The following is an 18,398-nucleotide window of genomic DNA, read 5'->3' as shown; positions in this document are numbered from 1 at the left end:
CGCTTAACCTATCGTTGAGCAATTTTAAAAAAACGAGGTATTTTACTCAATGTACGAAGACAGAACTTTAACATGCAAAGACTGTGGCGCTGAATTTATTTTTACTGCTGGTGAGCAAGAGTTCTATGCGGAAAAAGGTTTCACAAATGAGCCCCAGCGCTGCAAATCCTGCCGTTCTTCCCGCAAAAATTCCAAAGGTGATTCCCAGGGCAGCCGCCAGATGTATGAAGCTACCTGCGCTGAATGCGGAAAAACCTGCAGAGTTCCTTTTGAGCCCAGAAACGACCGTCCCGTCTACTGCAGCGACTGCTTTGCAAACAGAAGATAATCATAAACACCGTGAAAAAGGTACGCTTTCGAGCGTACCTTTTTTTGCGATTAACAATCTGATCGTTAAAAAGGCCGGAATCATCCGGCCTTTTTATTCTAAATTTTCACTTTCATCAGCAGCTTCCGGACAGGTTGCAGTGTATCTCCCACTTTGCAGCAGGCTTTATGCGCATCGTCCGGATAAAAGACCACCGCCATGCCGGGACGTAATCGTACACAGGCAGCTCCATCCTGATCGAAATAATTCTGCTTATCCGTTTCAGGACTGTAATCTCCGTCAGGACGCATATCACTCCCACGGTTCCAGAAGATAAGTTCCTCTCCGCTGATCAGGCATTGAATATCAATATACTTCTGATGGGTTTCAAACTGGCTCGCATCAGGTTCCCTTGTCAGATAACTGCTGACTACCATATAGATGTCGTCGTCAGCAATCGCATAACGCCCGTCACTCTGCGCGTCAATCTGAATGGATTCCAGATATTCCGCCGCACGCATCATCCTTTCGCCCAGTTTTTTACACAGGCTGAGGTCTTTTAAATCGAAAAGCAGCATCGGCATTCCCCCTATTTCATATAAGCGGCGTAATACGTTTTCAGAGTCTCTGTAATCGCGTCATCCGCTTCTTTACTAACAATACCAAACGGCTTTCTGCACGGGCCTATGGGCTGTCCTATCAGGTTTGCAGCCCGCTTTACAATCGAGTTGGGATTGCCGAAGCGAAAACAGTCCCGAATCGGGCGGATCGAATCCTGCGCTTTTTTCGCATTTTCGAAATCCCCGGCCTCCCAATAACGATAGATACTGACCATGATTTCAGGCAGGATATTGGCCACCGCAGTGATCCCGCCTTTTCCGCCCGCCATCAGCGTCCATAAAATCAAAGAATCATTGCCGGACAGGACAGAAAAACTCTCGCTGTCCGTGCTTTCGATATAGCGCAGTATGTTGTCAAAATTTCCGCTGCTGTCCTTGATGCCGGCAATATTCCTAAAATTCTGTGCCAGCCTCGAAACGGTCTTATAGTCCAGATGGTTCCCCGTTCGGGCCGGCATATTATACAGCACTACCGGTAGGTCGACAGACTGTGCCACAGACGCATAGTGCTCATAAAGTTCCTGCTGGTTAATTGCGGCGAAATAGGGAGAAATGACCGATAGGGCACCGACTCCCAGCTCCTGGGCTTTCTGAGACAGCTCGACAGTGTCTTTGGTTCCAACGCAGCCTGTCCCCGCATACACCGGTACGCGCCCGGCAGCTTCTTCCACGAACAGCTGCATCACACGGATCTTTTCCTCCTTATTCAGGATGTAGGCTTCCCCGTTTGTGCCAAGACAGAAAATTCCCGTCACGCCCGCGGCTATCTGCCGGTTGACCTGATTGCGGAGCTCCGCCTCATTGATGCTGCCATCCTCAAACATAGGGGTAGCCATCGCCGCAATAATGCCTCCAATTGTCATATTATAACACTTCTTTCCTGTTTAAACAAGATTCAGACTGCTGCCTGAGCCTTCTGCTTTCTGGATTTGATCAGATAGAAAACGCAAATAATGCCGGCGCCCACCACGCCAATGACATCCGTAATAGATTCAGGAATGATTACGCAGACCGCACATGCAATCAGCAGGCCGCGCATCAATTTGCTCTCAATCGGGGCAAACATATAGCCTGCCATTCCCGAGGCCAGGAAGAAAATACCGATCGACATAATAACTGTTGTATAGGCGATTTCTCCAAACGTTCCCTGCAGCAGGATGGACGGCTGAAAGACAAATATATAGGGGACCAGGAACGACACAATTGCATAGAAAAAGGCCGTCCACCCCGTTTTCCAGGAATTCGCCCCCGCGATTCCCGCCGCAGTGAAGGACGCCAGGCAAACCGGCGGAGTAATCTGCGCAATGACGCCGAAATAGAAGATGAACATATTTGCCGGAAGCGCGGGAATTCCCAAGGCAATGATGGTCGGGCAGAACAGGATATTTGCGATCAGATAAGCCGCCACTGTCGGAAGCGCCATGCCAAGCAGCATGCAGCCGAGCATTGCAATAATCAGCGCGACTACAATATTCGAGCCGCCGACAGCCGCGATGATTTTGGTCAGTTTATTCGCGGCGCCGGAACGGACCACAATGCCGATCATAATACCGCAGGCCGCTGTTGGAATCGCAATATTAGCTGCCTGCCTGACACCGTCCAGCAACGTATCAAACAATTGCTTTACACTCATTCTGGTTTCCTTGGAGACCATGCTGACAACAATGGAAAGAACGATGCCTACAAGCGCCGAACGGGTCAGCGAGGAACCCATAAACACCATGGCAACCACAATAATAATGGGGAGCAGCCGGTAAAGGCGGGGCAGAATCGGCGGAGCTTTCTGCTTTAATGCAATTTCTTCGCTGAACTTCTGAAGATTGTTCTTTTTCGCGATAAAATGTACCAGCAAAAATACGGAACCATAGTATGCAAGCGCGGGAATTAACGCAGCCATCGCGATTTTCGCATAACTGATACCGATCATTTCGGCCATGATAAACGCGCCGACGCCCATAATCGGGGGCATGATCTGTCCGCCGGTAGATGCAACGGCCTCCACCGCGCCCGCCTGTTCCGGTGTATAGCCGGCTTTTTTCATCAGCGGGATCGTCATGACACCGGTTGTGGTGACATTGGCGACCGCGCTTCCGCTGATCATACCCATTAACCCGGACGATACAACCGCCGCTTTCGCGGGGCCGCCAGCTGTTTTGGTGCTCAGTTTCATCCCGCAGTCAATTAAGACTGATCCGCCGCCGCAGTTTGCAAAAAAAGCGCCGAACAGCAGGAAGTAGAACAGCGTATTCACGGAAGTGGTCAGGGGCGAACCGAAGATACCGTCGGTAGACAGCGTAAGCATTTCAGCGAACTGCTGCCAGGTCATACCGCTGTAACGCAGGGGACCGGTCAGATACTGGCCCAGAAAAGCATATGCGATAAAGCAAAGAATAAAGATGAAGAGGTTCAAGCCCAGTGTTCTTCTTACTGCTTCCATCAGGATCACCAGCAGTGCAAACGCGCAGAACAGGTCGCTGAAGGTCATCTTATCCACCATCATAATTCGGTAAGTCAGACGGTCAAGATCTTTGATAAAATAAATGGCTATGGTTGCGGCAAGCGCTATGAATATCCAGTCGACAGCCCACATCCATTTCTTCCCTGTTTTTGCCGCAAGGGGTTTATAAAGAAATATAAGAATCAATGAAAGGCTTAAATGCAGCGGGCTGGAGACCAGTGTCGGCAGCGGGCGCACAATTCCGATATAAAGCTGAAACAACAGGAATCCCATCGTGATAAAACCGATTGTCCAATATTTCCAGACATCTGATTTTGCTTCGGGCTGTTCGGCTACAGGAATGCCTTCGGCTGCAATCTGCTTTTTCTTAAACATATCAACACCTCGACTTTTTTGAAATAAGCGGGGACCGAGGTCCCCGCTTTTCGGCCTTTGGTTACTTTATATAACCCATTTCTTTAAAGTATTTTTCCGCGCCCGGATGCAGCGGAACATTGCCGTTCTTTTCAGGCTTCCAGCAGGTGGCGGGGTCAAAAGGCTCAATAGAAGCATACTGGCTGACAAGATATTCCCTCTGCTCGCACATACCCTTTGTCAGGTTATAAACCACATCATCGGGAAGATTCTTGGAAACAAAGATGCAGTCGGGGGTCCCGGCGTTGATAATCTCTTTATCCTGGCCCTTCCAGGAACCGGCCGGGATTGTGATGCGCTCAAAGCCCTGCGTGCAGAACCAATCCAGCGTTTCATCTTTCCACTGTGTAAAATGCACATCGCAGGTCATAGCGATTTCGGTCATCGTGGAGGACTGAACAGAGGTGTGGTCCAGCATCATATCCAGCTTGCCGTCTTTTACCATTGCGGCCAGATCGGAACCGCCGCCATGCACAATATCGCCGCCCCATGATTTCACGTCATCATAAGTAACGCCGAGATGGTTCAGAAGCATTTCCACTACCTTTTCATCCATCGAGCCTTTCGGGCTGCAGCCAATACGGATCGGCAGCTTCTTTGCGACTACATCTTCGATTGTGTCAACACCGTATTTATTGATGAAGGCCTTGGTCATAAAGTTGACTGCGGAAACAGATGTCAGACTGCCAACCATTGCGCGATATTCCTGTGTGGGTTCTTTGCCGAGAGTCCCGTCTTCATAAGCCCATTTTGCAGGCGCGCCGTTGATAAACGCAACATCGGCCTGTCCGTCGGCAAACAGGTACGGAGCTCCCATACCGCCCGGGGAAGTAGGCTGTACGTCAACAGACGAGCCTTCCGGCAGATAGTCCAGCCACATGGTTCCGAGCCCTGCGGAAATGGTGTAGTTGGAAGTACCTACCGAGTGGGTTGAAAACAAAACGTCGACCGGTTCGCCCTGCGGCTTCGTGATCTGAGAGGATGCCGCGGCGCTGTTGGCCGCAGGGGCCGTGGATGCAGCAGGCGCGCTGGAAGCCGGGCTTGCCGGAGCGCCACAGCCGGAAGCAGTAACCAGTGTAGCTGTTGCAAGAACTGTTGCCATGACTTTCATGCTGAATGATGTTTTCATTATGTTTCCTCCTCTTTATTTGCGGTTGTTTGCTAATTTTATGCCATACTCGATGGCATTGATTAAACTAAGTTCACTGGCAATTCCTTTGCCGGCCTGATCAAACGCTGTGCCGTGATCCACCGAACTGCGGATAATCGGCAGCCCCAACGTAATATTGATTCCATTGACCGCTTTCCACTTCCCTGCCTGTCTGTCATACTGGAACCCGAGCACTTTCAGCGGAATATGTCCCTGATCGTGGTACATGGCGACAACAATATCATAGATGCCGCCGAGCGCTTTTGAAAAAATGGTGTCCGGAGGGAGCGGCCCCTCCACGCAGATGCCTTCGGAAGCCGCCTGCCGCACGGCAGGGAGAATCTCATCAATCTCTTCCCGCCCGAACAGCCCATTTTCTCCGGCATGCGGATTTAGTCCCGCCACCGCAATCCGCGGAGATACAATTCCAATATCCCGGCAGGCCTGATTTGCAATCCGGATGACCTTGAGCACCCGTTCCTTCTTCACACGGTCACAGGCTTCCCGCAGGGAAACATGGGTGGAGACATGCACGACACGCAGGTCGCCGTCAGCCAGCATCATAGAGTAATCTTTCGTGCCGGTATATTCCGCATAGATTTCCGTATGTCCGGAAAAATGATGTCCCGCCAGATTCATGGCTTCCTTATTGAGCGGGTTGGTGATGGTCGCGTCAATTTTCTTCTCCAGTGCCAGTTCGATGACTTTTTTCACGCTCGTAAACGCGGCATCCCCCGCCATCGCGGAGACCTTTCCGTATTCCAGCGCATCCATATCGGTATTTTTCAGGTCGTATACGTCAATGGTGCCGAATTCAAACTGCGCGTCCTCAACTGCCATAACCGGGTGAATTCTGATCTTTTTGCAGTCTACCAGAGACACCGCTTTTTCCAAAACCCGGGCGTCTCCCACTACAATCGGGCGGCAGGATTGATAGATGTCCTGATGCGAAAGCGCTTTAATGGTAATTTCCGGCCCGATCCCCGCCGGGTCCCCCATGGTGATCCCTAAAATCGGTTTAACAGTCATATTAGCCGCCGTCTCCTCCTTTTTCGTCTCAAATCACCTGACGATAGATCGCCCGGATATCATCAAGACTGAACTCTCTGCGGTTGTTTACCAGAAGACGCTGCTGCTGGCTTCCCGCCTGAACCAGGAACTCCAGATCACTTTCCCCAATGCCAAATTCTTGCAGGCTGGTGGGGATTTCCGTCTTCCTGACAATCTGCGCAATCCGTTCAACCACATATGCCGCTTTCGCCGGTTGGCTGTCCCCCGCCCGTTCGGGACAGATTGTATCGCAGAGCGACGCGAGCCGGCCTTCGCAGGCTTCCTGATTGTACGCCATAACCGGAGCAAACAAAATCGCGTTTGAGACCCCATGCGCGATATGGTATTTACCCCCCAGCGGATAAGACAGTGCGTGAACGGCGGTCGTTCCCGAGCCGGTGATTGCCACGCCGCCGTAAAATGCCCCTAACAGCAGCTGTTCTTTGGCTTTTAAATTATCACCGTCGCGGTAGGCCTCTTCCAGACTTGCGAAAATCAGCTTGGCCGCTGCCAGCGCATAGGTGTCGCTCATCGGCGTCGCCTTTTTGGAAGTGTAGCATTCCACTGCATGAGCCAGCGCGTCCACGCCGGTCGCCGCAACGATCGCTTTGGGAAGCTTCGCAATCATATTGACGTCCAGAATCACGTCATCCGGTATCATCTCCGCGTTGACGATGCCTTTTTTGGAGCTTTCCTCCGGAATCGCCACGATCGCATTGCAGGTGGCTTCCGATCCCGTACCGCAGGTTGTGGGAATCATCACCGAAGGAATGCTCTTTTTCGCCAGAGACGGGTCGCGCACAAGGTCAAAGACCGTATCATCCGCCCCGATCAGTACCGAAGCCAGCTTTGCGGTATCCATCACGCTGCCGCCGCCGACCGCGACCAGCAGATCCGCCTGCTCGTACGCCGCCTGCCGGATCACGCGGTCAACATCATAGGTGGACGGTTCCGCGGTTACCCCGTCAAAAATCCGGCAGGAAGCACCCGCTTTTGAAATCTGTTCGGTTATGCTGTCGCAGAGGCCAGCCCCCCGCACGCCCTGATCTGTAAACAGCAGGACTTTTTTCGCATGATGCCGTTCCAGTATTGGTTGCAGCTTCTCAATACTGCCCTGTCCCCCATAAATATGGGACGGAACCTGAATCTGGTATTGCATGATGTATCCCTCCCTTTATGAGAATTGCTTACGCCGCTGAATATATTCAATGACCTGAACCAGCGCATCGCCGATTCCGAATCCTCCCGATTTTGTGACAATCAAAGTGGACTCTGCCTCTCCGCCTACCATCCTGCCGATCGGAATACCCGGGGCGATTTCATCAAGCAGTTCGATTCCGGAGGTGCAAAACGCTTTACAGATTTGCAGCGACGTATCCCCGCCTGTGGAGATGATCGCCTCCACATGAAATCTGTTGTAAACCTCCTTCACCACTTTCCCGAGCGCTTCGACAATCTGCATTGCCTGTTCGCTTTCTTCCCGGCCGCTTTGGGCCGCGGTTTCATTTTCACGGAATAAACTGTCCACCGTAACCAGAGCCAGCTCCCCGTTCTGCCCGATCACTTCCGTCAGGCGGTCCATACACGCTCTTACCGCCCTGTCTGCGCAGCCGTTCAGAACCATTTTCGTTTCAAGCTGCACAATCGGGACCTGAAAAAGCTCCGATACCCTTTTGACCTGACAAGCCGTTTCTACGCTGCGGGAACCGATCGCGGCTAAAATCAGGCGGGCATTGTTCTCTTTTTTCTTACGCGGGAACTCAGACCCGCATCCCACCATGCTTTCATCGCCGCTGACCTGCTTGGCAAACCCTGCGGAGCCGCACAAAACCTTTTTTTCTTCAAACAGCTTTGCCGTCTCTTTAATGATCTTCAGGTCTTCGTCGGTGCAGGCGTCCAGCACAAAGACTTCCGTTCCTCCCGCCTGTTTTTCCCTCAGGAAGGCTTCCAGACTTTCTGTGCCTTTTCGCACCGTATCCAGCAATACCCCTTCTACCCTTCGTTCCATACCCTGGGCAAAAAGCTCCACCGCATCAATCCGCAGATCACCGGCCGCCAGGATCCCCCCGCAGACAATCCTTCCATTTTCCGGAAAGCTCGGCGCCACCAGCGCCAGCCTGCAATTCATTGCGTCCATCACAGCATCCAGTTCGGAAGCGGGATTGCCTCGCAATACAGAATCGATTTTTTTATAGATGCAATCAATACCGCTCATCTGGCGCGTAATCGAATATACTTTCTCATACGCCTGCCGGCTGTCCAGCCACCTCGTATCCGCGTTGATGGAGAGGATATCGTATTCCTTGTAGCGTTCAATATCCCCGTCTTCATAGAGAACTTCCACAATCGTGGAAAAACCGTTTTCTTTATACGGGACCGCAGAATCGCTGGCGCCGGTCAAATCATCTGCTATGATAATCATAAATTCACCTCGTTTTCTGAAAAACCGTGCTGGCCTTTGGGCACCAGCCAAAACCCGCTACGCCTTAACTAAGAAGCAAAAAGCGTGCCAACCCATGCTGCTATTCAGAAAAAAAGGATTTTTATAACATTTATATAACAATTACAGTTCGCTTTTGTTGGAAAGTCAAAAAGAGAGCGAAGAATTGTTCGGCATTTTATACCAAAATAATTCTCCGCTTTTTCCTGCTATGTAACGTTTTTATAAATGATTGCAATTTGCAACTACACGAATTGTAAATTGCAATCATCGTTGCAAATAACTACACCTGCGCAGCTGCTTTTTTCAGCTTTCTCCATAAAGTAGACCGGTCGATCTTGAGAATGTCGCAGGTTTTTGCCGGCGATTTTCCGCATTTCTCATATACGGAAAGTATGTAACGGTTTTCCACATTCTGAAGGCTCGGTAAATCCTCCGTCAGCGCGTCTGCCACAGCGGGGTCGTTCCCGGCTGCTTCTGTTTGCCCGGCTCTGCCGCCGTTAAGATCGCTGAGTTTAATCATGGTATCTTCACAAATAATGACGGCGCGCTCCACCATCCCCTGAAGTTCCCTGATATTTCCCTCATACTCGTAGTCCATCAGATAGTGCATGGCTGCCGTACTGAAGCCGTCAATCTCCTTGGCGTAACGTTTGCAATAGCGGTTCAGAAAATGCTGCGCAATCACTTCGATATCCTCTTTGCGCTGGTTGAGCGGAGGGATATAAAAGGAGAGCGTATTGATCCGGTAAAGCAGGTCGCGGCGGAAGTTCCCCTCCCGCACCATCTCCTTTAAATCCCGGTTCGTCGCGCAGACGATGCGCACATCCAGCGGGATGACCTTGCTGTCGCCCAACCGCATGACCTCGCGTTCCTGAATCACACGTAGCAGCCGCCCCTGCAAGTCAATCGGCAGCTCGCTGATTTCATCCAGGAAGATGGTGCCCTTATGGGCCAGCTCAAAAACGCCTGCTTTTCCGCCCTTCCTGCTGCCGGTAAACGCGCCTTCCACATAGCCGAACAGTTCGCTTTCAATGATGCTGCGCGGGAGGGCGGCACAGTTGATCGCCACAAACGGGCCGGGCCTTCTCCGGCTTTCATTGTGGATCGACTGGGCAAACAGTTCTTTCCCGACGCCGGAGTTCCCCTCAATCAGGACACAGGAATCATACCAGCTGAATTTCCTGGCAATTGAAATACAGTGTGCAATTTCCTTGCTTCGATAAATAATGGAATCAAAGGTGTTCTTTGCAATAAATCCTTTTTCGGTAAGCTGAATACGAACCTTCTTTTCCAGATTCTGCAGCTTGGTAATATCCTGAAAGACCGCAACCGAGCCCTTGTTTTCGTGATTAACCTCAATCGGGATATTGCTGATGGTGATTTGGGTGTCGTTCAGCCGGCGCACCTGATCAATCAACTGGGCTCCCTGCGCGATTTCCGCCAGCACCGTCTCCGTACCCACAAGGTCATCGATTTTTTGACCGATCACATCTTCGCGCGGCATCCCGAGGATTTCCTGTGCAACCGAATTGAACAGGAGCACCCTGTTCTGGTCGTCGGTGGCCAGTACGCCGTCATGCACGTAGTCAATCAGCGTCATATACCGTTTCGCGCGCTCAATTTCGTGCTTGGACGCTATGAGTATCCGGCTTGCCTCCTCAATCGCTGCGCAAATTGCATTTTCGCCGCTTTCCAGCATATAGCAGGTATAGCCCAGACGCTTGCAGACTCCGTTTACAACAGCGTCTCCGATAAATACAGTGATACCCTCCCGGGCACATTGCCTGATTTTTTCGTCGACACTTTCTCCGCGTTCGATATCCACTTTTTTGACCGTCTGTACCAGATCCTTGATCAGCTCATAGCCGTACACGATATTGCGGTGCCCGACAATGGCAAGCGGCTGGTCCTGTCCGATCACATTCCGGACATTTGCAATGACATCATAAGCGCTCGTCTGAATCTCGACAATCGGCACATTGATCGCATCCTTGATGAGCGTAAATGTTCCCCCGCGCGAAATCAGGACCTTTGCCCCCGCGTCCACTACCTGGTTGGCGACTCTTACGCCTTCCCGGAGGTCACCCTTCGCAACGTCCACATTCGTATACCCATGTTGTTTTATCAGTTCAAGCGACAAGCCATACATCTTTTCGTAGGGCGCAATCAGTACGATCTCTTTCATAGTCACAACCCCCGTAAAATTCAGCTAAATAGATTATATCATAAAAGCAATGCGCGATGAAACAAGTGTTGAACATTGGGCAAAAAAATCGAAACCCGGCGTTTCTGATTGAAAAACCGGGTTTCGATTTTTTTGATACCTAATGAATACGCCTGTTTCAGACTTTCATAGGGTCTTTTTCACCCACCGTAAATTTTGACATCATGGCACTCAGCATATGCGCCTGCCCGTTCAGTTCCTCACTGGCTGCGGCACTTTCCTCAGCGGTTGCGGAATTGGTCTGCACCACTGACGAAATTTGCCCGACAGCGGATTTTACCTGCTGAATCCGGTCTGCCTGCTCACTGGACGCCGCAGAAATTTTTTCAATCAGGGAAACCGCTTCCCGTGAGCTTTCTGTTGCCTTCTGCAGAATTGTTCCGGTTTGGCCTGCGATATCCGTTCCGTTTTTCACCGATTCAATCGACTCTGCAATCAACTGGGACGTATTCTTCACCGCCTCCGAGCTTTTGGTAGCCAGATTCTTAACCTCCGAGGCAACAACCGCGAATCCCTTGCCTGCGGTTCCCGCGCGCGCTGCCTCAACGGCCGCATTCAAGGCAAGCAGATTGGTTTGGAAAGCAATGTTTTCAATGGTCTGAATAATGCTTTCGATTCGTCCGGACTTATCGCTGATTTCCGCCATAGCCGAAATCATTTCCTGCATATACTGGTTGCTCTGAGCTACTTCGGATTCCGACTGCGCCAACTTGTTCTTTGCGTCCGCGGCGTCCACGGCGCTCTTTTCGATCATGTCCGCCATAGACAGCACCGCAGTTGAGAGCTGTTCAACAGAGCCCGCCTGTTCGGTGACCCCCTGCGCAAGCGCCTGTGCCCCGTCAGAAAGCTGGTTCGAGCCGGACGAGACCTGCTCCGCGGTCACGACAATCTGGGAAACCGTCTGGGTCAGCGTACTTCTGATATGCTCCAGCGATTGTTTCACCTTAGCGAACTCCCCGGTATAATCATATTTCAGGTCATATACCAGATTCCCGTCAGCAATCTGGTCGAGCACTGCGGAAACTTCTCCGATATAATTGATATAGGCTTTGAGTCTTTCAACGGTCCGTGCAATTGCCTCTGCAACCTGACCAGCCTCATCGTTCGCGCGGATATCAACCGAAACATCCAGCTCGCCGTCCGCAATTCTGTTTGCAACACCTGCGAGGTTTTTGAGGGGTTTGGTGATACTGCGTGAAATAAAGACCAGCAGAATTGCTAAAAGTAAAATCCCGGTTCCAAAAACAGCAATTACCGTGAAACGGATGGCATCAACCGTGCCATTGAATTCCTTATCCGGAAGTCCGCTGATCACTGTCCAGCCCGTTTGCCCAACAGGTGTCAGGTATCCGTGCGCCTTCTGGTTCATAGCCGAGTAGAGAATCTCTCCCGTCTGCTGACCCAAAATCGCGTTGACTGCATTTTCAGAAAGGTCCGCCTCCTGCACATTCTTTTGCAGTTGATTGCTGTCCGGATGATAGATCAGCACACCGCCTTTTGTGGACAGAAGGAAAAATCCTGTTTCCCCCAGCGTATAGCCCTGCATCATCGAATAGAGGCTGTCAATCGAAAAATCAATTCCCGCCACACCGACCATCGTGCCGGCCCCTTTCTGAAACACCGGCGCTATTACGCTGACAATCATCTTCTTGGTTGCTGTATCCACATAGGGCTCTGTCAAAATGGTGGCCTTGGCTTCCGTAACCTGGGCGTACCACGGCCTGGAGGTGACATCCCAGCTGGCATCGGATGTATAGCCGTCCGACTGCGTCAGCTGGCTTGTGTCAAAGTCGGCGATCCATGCCGCCATAATAGTTTCCGAATCCGTCTGCTGCACATTGATCATCGTTTGTTTCAGGCTGGCAAATCCCGCTGCCCCCGTTAAATTTCCCCCTGTTTTCGTAGCGGAGAGGACATCCTCAAACTGCGTATTGGCTGCCATCTGTCGGCTGATTTCAAAATACCGCGTAAAAAATTCATTGACCTGATAAGCCGATGCCTGCGATTTTGTCGTTAATTCCTGTGTCGTTAAATTGACAATCGGCTGGACAACCGCCCGCAGCGAGAGAATCGCCGCCGCCAAACAGATCATAACCACAGGCAGACAGATTCCAATCATCATTTTTTGAAAAATACTGGTTTTCCGCGCTTTTTTCATAATACCCCTCCTACTTAAAGTGATCTCTACCATACAACCTTTGCATTTATTTTCGACATAAAATTGCAATAATCAACACATATGTTACAAAATTTTTTCATAAAATTTATTTATTTGTAACAATCACAAGGCGTATGTGAAATCATCTTTACAATTTGTGACTTGCAACATTCACCAATCAAAAAGGTCCCGCATCCAGTCGGATACGGGACCTTTTTGATTGGTGAATGATTAATACTTGTCGAACGTCAGCTCTTTTGTTTCATCTGTCTGGCTGACAGAAGGCAATTCATCCTGCAAATCCGCAGGCTGTTCATTGAAAACGGTTTTCCCGCTCAGTTTAAAATGGCCGACCAGCTGCTTGAGCATCTGGGCCTGCCCGGACAGTTCCTCGCTCGCGGCGGCACTTTCTTCCGCCGTGGCGGAATTTGTCTGCACCACGCCGGATATCTGATCCACACCCTGCGTAATCTGTAAAACAGCGGTTGCCTGCTCGTTGGAGACCTGCGCGATCTGGTTGACCAAATCCGAGACCAGCTTCGCGGAAGCAGACACTGCTCTGATTGATTCTGCGGTATCGTCCGCCATAGTTGTTCCATTCGAAATAGCCTGAATTGCATTTTCAATCAGTGCGGTCGTATCCTTCACCGCTTCGGCGCTCTTACCGGCAAGGTTTCTGACTTCGTCCGCAACCACGGCAAAGCCTTTGCCGGCGGCACCCGCTCTTGCGGCCTCTACTGCGGCATTCAGAGCCAGGATATTGGTCTGAAACGCAATATCGTCGATCGTCTTTACGATCTTTCCGATCCGATTGGAGGTCTCTGTAATCTGATTCATGGCTGAAATCAGATCTTCCATCTTTTGATTTCCAAAGGTCAGCTTTTCCGTTGTCTCTCCAACCATATCGTTTGCCTTTTGCGCATTCTGTGCGTTTTCTTTGATTTTTACCGAAATTTCGTTGATGGTAGTCGCAAGTTCTTCCACAGAACTCGCCTGTTCCGTTGCGCCTTGGCTAAGCGCCTGCGCGCCGCTTGATACCTGTTCGGAACCGCCGGCCACCTGCTCCGATGACTGGCTGATTTTAGTGAGCGCGTCATTCAAAGAAAACAGGATGCGCTGCATGGATGTTTTAATAGGCGCGAAATCCCCTTTATAATCCATTTCAATCGTAACATCCATATTCCCTTTGGCCATCTTTCCAAGTACTTCGGAAATATTGTTAATATAGGAACGCAGGAAATCCATCATTTCCCGCATACTTTCGGACAGATGCCCCAGTTCGTCTTTGGATATATAGATTACGGCTGCGCCCATGTCGCCCTGTGCCATCCGGTTCGCCGCCTGGTCAATTTCCTTTAGCGGTTTGGTAATGCTGATAATGATATAGACACAGAACACCAAAATGGCAGCCAAAGAAATTATGCTGAGCGCAATTAACAAAAGAAACGCCTCCTTCTGTGCCAAAAGACCTCTTTGATAAAAGTCGTCCGCGTTTTCGGAAGCATTGGTTCCAATCTGGTTCAGAACATCCCGGGCACTTTGCAGCAGCGGCGCGTATTCCTGCTGGTATGTGGTAAGCGCCGCATCCTTCTGACCTCCTTCTAACGCTTTAAAGATTTCTTCTTTGATCGGAATGGAGGAATTCATCATTTGTTCGTACTCCTCCATCATCTGCTGGTCCTGAGTAAGCTTCGCTTTTACAGTCCCCACAAGGTCCTTCAAAGCGGTTAATTGTTCCTGGCATAAATCCATATTGGTCTGAACTGATTTTGAATCCTTGCTGGTAATCGCGCTGAGCATATACTTTTCCGCACTCTGAAATCCCCTGCGCATATTCATTGTCTGTGTGGCCACAACATAAGACTCGTTATAAAAAGTTGAAAAATCGGCAGATATGGCTGACATTCCAATCATGGAAACAGCAACGGTTACTGCAAAAAGGAGAATTACCGTTCCAAAAGCTACCGCAAGCTTTTTGCTGATTTTAAAGTTCTTCAATTTCATGACCCCTCTCTCAATTTCCTCAGCGCTATGAAAACAAACATTTCCCCACACACCCCGCAAAAGTGATTATCCTGATACCACTCCGTTCATCTTCCTCCATGTTATATTTTGCCGGTCAGACAGAAACACAAGCCCTCTTTAAAATTACTCCACCGAAGTACACTTCAATGGGCTTATATGATTGCACCTTAAATGGACTCTCAACCCGGCTTTTTCTCGCTTTTTTGAGATCTTACAGGCAAAAATTTATTATTTATCAGTAAATTAGAAGAAATAAAAAATCTCCATTGAAGTGTACTTCAATGGAGTTAAAACCGTATATTTTTATTTATTATAACATCGAAAATTTCCAATTTCAACAAATTTCGACATATTTTTCTAAATTTTTATTCGCTATTTACCTGAAACGGAATGATGATTGCCACGGTACTCCTTAATTCTTTTAAACAGGGTGCTCTTGCAGACACCACACCGCCCGGCGAATTCATTCAGGCTGATGTCTTTTTTCATCCACTGACGGTAAAGTTCCGGAAATTCAGCCGGCATTTCTTTATATCTGCCGCCCCATCTGATTCCCCTCGCTTTTGCCGCGGCAATCCCCTCCGCCTGCCTCCTGCGGATGTTTTCCCGTTCATTTTCCGAGACGAATGAAAGCAGCTGCAAAACAATATCGCTGATAAAAGTCCCGAGCAGGTCTTTGCTGTTTGTTGTGTCAAGAAGCGGCATATCCAGAATTGTGATATCCGCGCCGATTTCCTTTGTGATCTTTTGCCATTGCTCCATAATTTCTTTGTAGTTGCGCCCCAGCCGGTCAATGCTTTTAACGACAAGCAGATCCCCCTGTTTTAACGTGGCAATCAATTTTTGATAAGCCGGCCTCTCAAAATCCTTTCCGGACTGTTTATCGATAAAGCAATTCTTTTCAGGAATGTCCTTTTCCCGCATGGCAATGATTTGCCTGTCCTCGTTTTGATCCTTGCTTGAAACCCTTATGTACCCGTAAACTTTCCCAGACATGTTTTTCCTCCAATAGAAATATTTAAGGCCGCTGCCTTTTTTCTCCATTTTAAGCTGTTTTTCCAAGCAAATAAACCCATTTTGCTTAATCTTTCATGCGGTAAATATATCCAGACATCAAGCAGTGAACTTCTGATGCCCCCGTCAGGACGGCAAAAAGCGTGTCACACAGAACATCGTCCGTGTGACACGCTTTCCCATATCTCAGAAGCAATTCCCGTCAGGCAAAATCAAAAAAGGACTTCATGACTTCCGCCATGCGTTCCCGGGCTCCCAGCATCAGTTTTTCAAGACGCATAGTTTCTTTTTCCCGCAGCAGCGCCGCAATTTGGTTGCTTCCGGCCAGTGCAAGCTCGGTGTTGACATTGATCTTCGCCACCGCAATGGATACTGCCTGCCGTATCTGCCCGGCGGGAATCCCCGAACATCCGTGCAGCACCAAAGGAATTTCCACGGCGCGATAGATCTCTTCCAAGCGTTCCATATGCAGATGTGGAGTGCCCTTATACAAACCATGCGCATTGCCTACCGCACCCGCCAAACTGTCGACCCCTGTTTCCTTGGCATACCGCCGCGCCTGATTCACGTCCGTGTAAGCGCTGTGGCTGATGCTGTCGGGCATTTCGCTCCCGTCCTCCGGGTTCATGCAGCCCAGTTCCCCTTCCACGCCGACACCCCTCTCATGCGCATATTGCACCACCCGCAGGGTGTTTGCGATATTATCTTTGAGAGGCAGGCGGGACCCGTCATACATCACGGAAGTAAAGCCCGCGTCAATTGCCCTGTAGATCGTGTCGATCTCTTTGCAATGGTCCAAATGCAGCACGACAGGATAGGGATGCTGTCCGGCCAGCGTTTTCACAATCGCAGCAATCACCAAAAGCGACGCATTCTCCTGATATCCCTCGCCAAACGCCGCAATCACCGGTTTCTGCGCCAGCCTGGCCGCCTGAAAGGCTGCCTGCGCCGTCTCCAGATTATAAATATTGAATGCCGGTATGCACTGGGCATGCGCCCGCGCGTCTTTTAAAAGTGTGATACTGTTGGTCAGCATCCTGTGCCCTCCTCTATCAAGTAAGGCGCCTGAATGGATTCAGGCGCCTTGCTTGTTATTGCATCAACAATTCTACCGCTTTGCGCAGGGTGTCCTGTTCGCCGACATTGCCGGGAAAAATGATATACGGCATATTGGGGAATTTGCTTTCCGCACCCGTCATCCACACCGGAATGCCGGGCTGAATCTGCCCCATGACAGTCGCGCGCCTTACATGCAGCGCTTTGGTGCCGACGTCGCTTGACGTAATACCGCCCTTTGCAATGATAAAGTTCGGACGCACAGAAAGTTTCCCCACAATACTGGTCACCGCATCCGAAATCTCGACTGAAACGCGCAGCTGTTCATCCGGGTCGTCGGTCGGCAGATCGAACCGGTCGCGTCTGGTGTAGACGGCGACGGTCTGCCCGTTTCTGATTCTTTCTTCCGCAAGCGCAACCACGCGGTCAACCTCTCCCGCAAGGCCGCCCTTCACCAGCACAAGGTGCTGGTTAAACTCAAGGAACGCAATCGGAAATTTGGAGCGGCGCAGTTCCTCCATTTGCAGCGTGGTTTTATTGACATGGGAGCCGACGAGCACAATCCCGCCGTTGACATTGCCCGGCTCCACAAGCTCTTCCTTCGTCAGCAGAGGCTTGTCCGGCACCCCGCCCAGAACTTTGGTGAGCGCGGCGGCGCTTCTGAACAGGAATTCCCTGCCTGAAAGCACCGCTTTTATAAACGCGGTGCAGAATACCTCCACATCACAGTAATCAATGGCGTTGACGACGACTTTTTGGAATCCGGATACGGCCTTCAGCTGCTCTGCAATGCTGTCGACCTTTCCAGCCCGCAGATCTTCCAGGGAGATGCAGGTGACCTCTTTCGCCGGGTATGCCCCCTGCGTTTTTTCCTCGCACCACTCTGTAAGGTCGGAGGAGCGGTAGCCAAACGACCTGTCCTTTGCAAATTCAGTCTGGCCGGCGGGAATCAGCCGGTCGCCGTCCCTGACATAATGCACATTGCCGATGGTGAAACGTCCGCCTTCCTTAAAAAACGGCAGGATGATTTCCCCGTCAAAGGCCTTGCCGGTTTCGGCTTCCAGAATCTGGCGGAGCGTTTGTGTCTCCAGCGGATAGTGGCCGCGCAGCGTGGAGTCCCCGCGGCTGACGACAAGAAAATCGGAGCCAGCCGCTTTGGCGGCCGCGGCGATATTTTGGGCAATTTCGCGGTGAGCCACCCGTGTCTGCTCTACCGTAAATCCGCGCGAATTGGTCAGGACAAAAAACATGCTGCCTTTCTCCCGGAATCCTTCCAGCAGGGTTTCTTTTTTCCAATCGGTATATACAGATACGTCGTGTACCGTTTGGATACCAGTCGGATCATCATCCAGAACCACAATTTTGCGGTTCAGTCTGGACAGCTCCTGTTCATATGCACGCCTAACAGACGCTCTGTCCGGCTCCGGAAAACCGGAAAGCACCGAAACGGACAGGGGTTCCAGCGTATTACTCATCGTT

14 protein-coding genes are annotated in these 18,398 nt (G+C 50.6%); 1 reads left to right on the top strand and 13 read right to left on the bottom strand.

Translation table 11 applies throughout. The annotated features are described in order from the left end of the window. Positions 1-49 precede the first annotated feature (49 nt). Entirely contained in the window at positions 50-328 is a 279-nt protein-coding gene (locus tag C1A10_RS05420; RefSeq protein WP_101909279.1) for a zinc-ribbon domain containing protein, read from the top strand. Positions 329-426: 98 nt separating this feature from the next. Here the strand turns inward: C1A10_RS05420 and C1A10_RS05415 are convergent, their stop codons facing one another. The 13 genes from C1A10_RS05415 to C1A10_RS05355 all read right to left on the bottom strand — a co-directional run bounded on the left by C1A10_RS05415 (position 427) and on the right by C1A10_RS05355 (position 18,394). After that, positions 427-885 (bottom strand): NanQ anomerase/TabA/YiaL family protein, encoded by a 459-nt coding sequence (locus C1A10_RS05415; protein WP_180951004.1) that lies wholly within the window; start codon positions 883-885, stop codon positions 427-429. A gap of 11 nt (positions 886-896) precedes the next feature. Beyond that, positions 897-1,790: a 4-hydroxy-tetrahydrodipicolinate synthase gene (gene dapA, locus C1A10_RS05410; RefSeq protein WP_101909277.1), complete on the bottom strand. Its 894-nt coding sequence runs from the start codon at positions 1,788-1,790 to the stop codon at positions 897-899. A 32-nt stretch (positions 1,791-1,822) separates the two neighbouring features. Continuing rightward, the gene (locus C1A10_RS05405; RefSeq protein ID WP_101909276.1) at positions 1,823-3,760 is read right to left on the bottom strand and encodes a TRAP transporter permease; all 1,938 of its coding nucleotides are present in this window, start codon (positions 3,758-3,760) and stop codon (positions 1,823-1,825) included. A 61-nt stretch (positions 3,761-3,821) separates the two neighbouring features. Then, positions 3,822-4,928 (bottom strand): TAXI family TRAP transporter solute-binding subunit, encoded by a 1,107-nt coding sequence (locus tag C1A10_RS05400; protein ID WP_101909275.1) that lies wholly within the window; start codon positions 4,926-4,928, stop codon positions 3,822-3,824. Positions 4,929-4,943: 15 nt separating this feature from the next. Continuing rightward, positions 4,944-5,978, bottom strand: coding sequence for a 4-hydroxythreonine-4-phosphate dehydrogenase PdxA (pdxA, locus tag C1A10_RS05395; protein WP_101909274.1), 1,035 nt, complete (start codon positions 5,976-5,978; stop codon positions 4,944-4,946). 28 nt (positions 5,979-6,006) lie between these two features. Beyond that, a complete protein-coding gene (locus C1A10_RS05390) occupies positions 6,007-7,158 on the bottom strand; it encodes an iron-containing alcohol dehydrogenase (RefSeq protein ID WP_101909273.1) in 1,152 nt (383 codons plus the stop codon). A 15-nt stretch (positions 7,159-7,173) separates the two neighbouring features. Next, positions 7,174-8,421: a four-carbon acid sugar kinase family protein gene (locus tag C1A10_RS05385; RefSeq protein ID WP_101909272.1), complete on the bottom strand. Its 1,248-nt coding sequence runs from the start codon at positions 8,419-8,421 to the stop codon at positions 7,174-7,176. A gap of 301 nt (positions 8,422-8,722) precedes the next feature. Further along, a complete protein-coding gene (locus C1A10_RS05380) occupies positions 8,723-10,627 on the bottom strand; it encodes a sigma 54-interacting transcriptional regulator (RefSeq protein ID WP_101909271.1) in 1,905 nt (634 codons plus the stop codon). Between the two features lie 157 nt (positions 10,628-10,784). Further along, positions 10,785-12,824, bottom strand: a complete 2,040-nt coding sequence (locus C1A10_RS05375; RefSeq protein WP_180951003.1) for a methyl-accepting chemotaxis protein — start codon at positions 12,822-12,824, stop codon at positions 10,785-10,787. A 231-nt stretch (positions 12,825-13,055) separates the two neighbouring features. Continuing rightward, positions 13,056-14,822: a methyl-accepting chemotaxis protein gene (locus tag C1A10_RS05370; protein WP_180951002.1), complete on the bottom strand. Its 1,767-nt coding sequence runs from the start codon at positions 14,820-14,822 to the stop codon at positions 13,056-13,058. A 399-nt stretch (positions 14,823-15,221) separates the two neighbouring features. Further along, positions 15,222-15,845: a recombinase family protein gene (locus C1A10_RS05365; protein WP_101909766.1), complete on the bottom strand. Its 624-nt coding sequence runs from the start codon at positions 15,843-15,845 to the stop codon at positions 15,222-15,224. Between the two features lie 220 nt (positions 15,846-16,065). Next, complete coding sequence (locus C1A10_RS05360; RefSeq protein WP_101909268.1) at positions 16,066-16,899, bottom strand: class II fructose-bisphosphate aldolase; 834 nt, start codon at positions 16,897-16,899, stop codon at positions 16,066-16,068. A gap of 55 nt (positions 16,900-16,954) precedes the next feature. Continuing rightward, positions 16,955-18,394, bottom strand: a complete 1,440-nt coding sequence (locus tag C1A10_RS05355; protein ID WP_101909267.1) for a four-carbon acid sugar kinase family protein — start codon at positions 18,392-18,394, stop codon at positions 16,955-16,957. Positions 18,395-18,398 lie beyond the last annotated feature (4 nt).

The organism is Marasmitruncus massiliensis, from assembly GCF_900186535.1.
In the GTDB taxonomy this organism is placed as follows: Bacteria; Bacillota; Clostridia; order Oscillospirales; family Ruminococcaceae; genus Anaerotruncus; species Anaerotruncus massiliensis_A.
Note: the sequence above shows the minus strand (reverse complement) of the source record. Positions and strands in the feature narration are given on the sequence as shown.